Source organism: Kitasatospora sp. NPDC059722 (assembly GCF_042733235.1).
Classification (GTDB): domain Bacteria; phylum Actinomycetota; class Actinomycetes; order Streptomycetales; family Streptomycetaceae; genus Kitasatospora.
Genome location: NZ_JBHWGD010000267.1, coordinates 1 through 2,168, shown reverse-complemented (window position 1 = coordinate 2,168; position 2,168 = coordinate 1). Strand labels below are relative to the sequence as shown.

Genomic DNA, 2,168 nt, shown 5'->3' with positions numbered 1-2,168 from the left:
CAGTCGCCGGTGGAGCGAAGTGCCCAGGTGCCGTTGTTGAACAGGCCGTTGGCGGCGGGCTTGCCGGTGCTCCAGCGGCCGGCGATCGCCCGGTCGGCGGGGTCGGTGAAGTTGGCGTGGGCGAAACCGTCGGCGGTGGCGCTGCGGCCGTGGTCGTCCCGGACGGTCAGTCGCACGAGGTAACGGCCGGGCTTGGCGTAGGTGTGCGTGACCGGGCCGGCCGGCTGCGACCGGAACCATTGGTACTGGCCGTCACCGAAGTCGACGCTGTAGTCCGAGACCGGCCACGGGCTGTTGTACGAGCCGGTGACCGCGATGCTCGCGGGGGCCGAGGCCGAGCGCTGGACCTGGACGGCGGCGGTGATCGGGCCGCTCGCCACGTCGGCGGGCGTGGTGGTCTTCTTGACGGTGCCGTTGCTGTCGGTAGCGGTCAGCGTGGCGGTGTACCGCCCCGCGGCGGCGTAGGTGTGCGTCAGCGGGAAGGTCGGCGCGGTCACGACCGGGCTGCCGTCCCCGAAGTCCATGGTCGTGGTGGCCGGGTACCAGGTCGAGGTCGTCCCGCCGTGGAACGTGACGGCCATGGGCTGGTCGGGCATGTACGCCCCGTGGTCCAGCGAGACCTTGAGCGGGTTCTGGTACTCGGCTGCCCCGCGGTCGTGGTAGCCCACGCCGGTGCCGGTGTTGGGCACGAGCGGGTCGTCGACGCGCGAGTTGCCGTAGATGTCCGTGTCCAGCTGGCCGGGCGCGGTGGCGTCGGCGGAGTCCACCGCCGACGAGTCGGCGCCGGGGGTCACGTCCTCCAGCATCGCGTTGTAATCGGACAACTTCGGGTCCGCCGTCAGGTCGTGCTGCCCCTGGCCGGTGGCTGCGGCGAGGTCGGCGGGTGACCGGTAGAGCGTGCCGTCCCAGGAGTAGGCGTGGGTGTCCGGGCTGTCGGTGTACAGCACGTTGTAGTCGGACCTGGTGCCGGGGACGGAGCCCGACGCCACCATCACGCCGACGCCGACGTTCACGTCGCAGTTCCGGTGGACCTGGACGATGTTGTTCACCACGGTCGAACCGGTGGAGCTGCCGGTGAGCACGATGCCGGTGCCGCAGGTGCCGCCGATGGTGTTGCTGTTCACCACGGTGCCCGGCGCACTGTCGGCGACGATGATGTTCGAGGCGCGGAAGTCGTAGACCCCGGCGAAGGCGTTGGTGGTGACGATGGTCCCGGTCACCCCGGGCTCGATGGCGACGCCCGCCCGGCCGCTGCCGCCGATCTGGTTACGGCTGATCGTGACGTCGCGGGTCTTGCCGGTGAGGCGGACGGCCGACGTGTTGTTGTCCGGGTTGGTGGGCGGTGACGTCGTGGCCTTCGTGACCTGAGCCCCCGCACGCGTCACGGCGTTGCCGTCGACCGTGATGCGCTCGGAGTCGGCGACGAGCACCGCCTCCTCGTCGGAGTCGCTGAGCCAGAAGTTCTTGATCGTGATGTCGTGCACCCCGGATGCCACGAAGGCGTGCGGTGCCTTCGTGGTCGACGGGTACCCGCCGGGGGCGATCTCGACGTGCGGCCGACGGCCGATGGGGGAACCCTCGCCCTGGATCGTGATCGGGTGCCCCGGGGTGCCGGACTGCTTCAGCGTGACCTGTTCCGTGTACTGGAACCCGCCGACCCGGATGGTCTGGCCCGGCTGCGCCGCGTCGGCGGCGGCCTGGATGCTGCAGAACGGCCGGCCCATCTCGGTGCCCGGGCCACTGTCCGAGCACGACGTGGGGTTGTTGTTGTCCACGTACAGGTACGCGGGATCGGCATGCGCGGCCATGGCCGGCAGCGCGCTCACGATGACGGTCGAGCTCACGAGTGCGGCGGCGAGGCCGACGCGACGTCTGCTGGGCACTGCTTGATCCCCCTGGGGTGTGCGGAGCGCGCCGGGCCGCCGCCTGTGTTCGGGCGTGGAACGTTCGACCGGCGCGAGCGCGAACGATATCCAAGGCGGCGGACACCACCCTGCGGTGGGGGCCGGTTCGAACAGCCCGGCAGCCCCGCCCCTCCGGTGTGAGGCTGCGAGCCAGAGCGGCCCTGCACCTTTGGGTGGGGTGCAGGGCCGTTGTGTTTGTGTGGGTTAGTAGACCTGGCCGGCGTAGCCGTAGATGCCGGTGTATGCGCCGCTGAGGGCGTAGGA

1 protein-coding gene is annotated in these 2,168 nt (G+C 70.7%); it reads right to left on the bottom strand.

What is annotated here, in order from left to right; genetic code table 11:
* Nucleotides 1–1,883: PKD domain-containing protein (locus tag ACFV4F_RS43170; RefSeq protein ID WP_380511503.1), on the bottom strand; the 1,883-nt coding region annotated here is incomplete at its 3' end.
* Between the last annotated feature and the right edge of the window lie 285 nt (nt 1,884–2,168).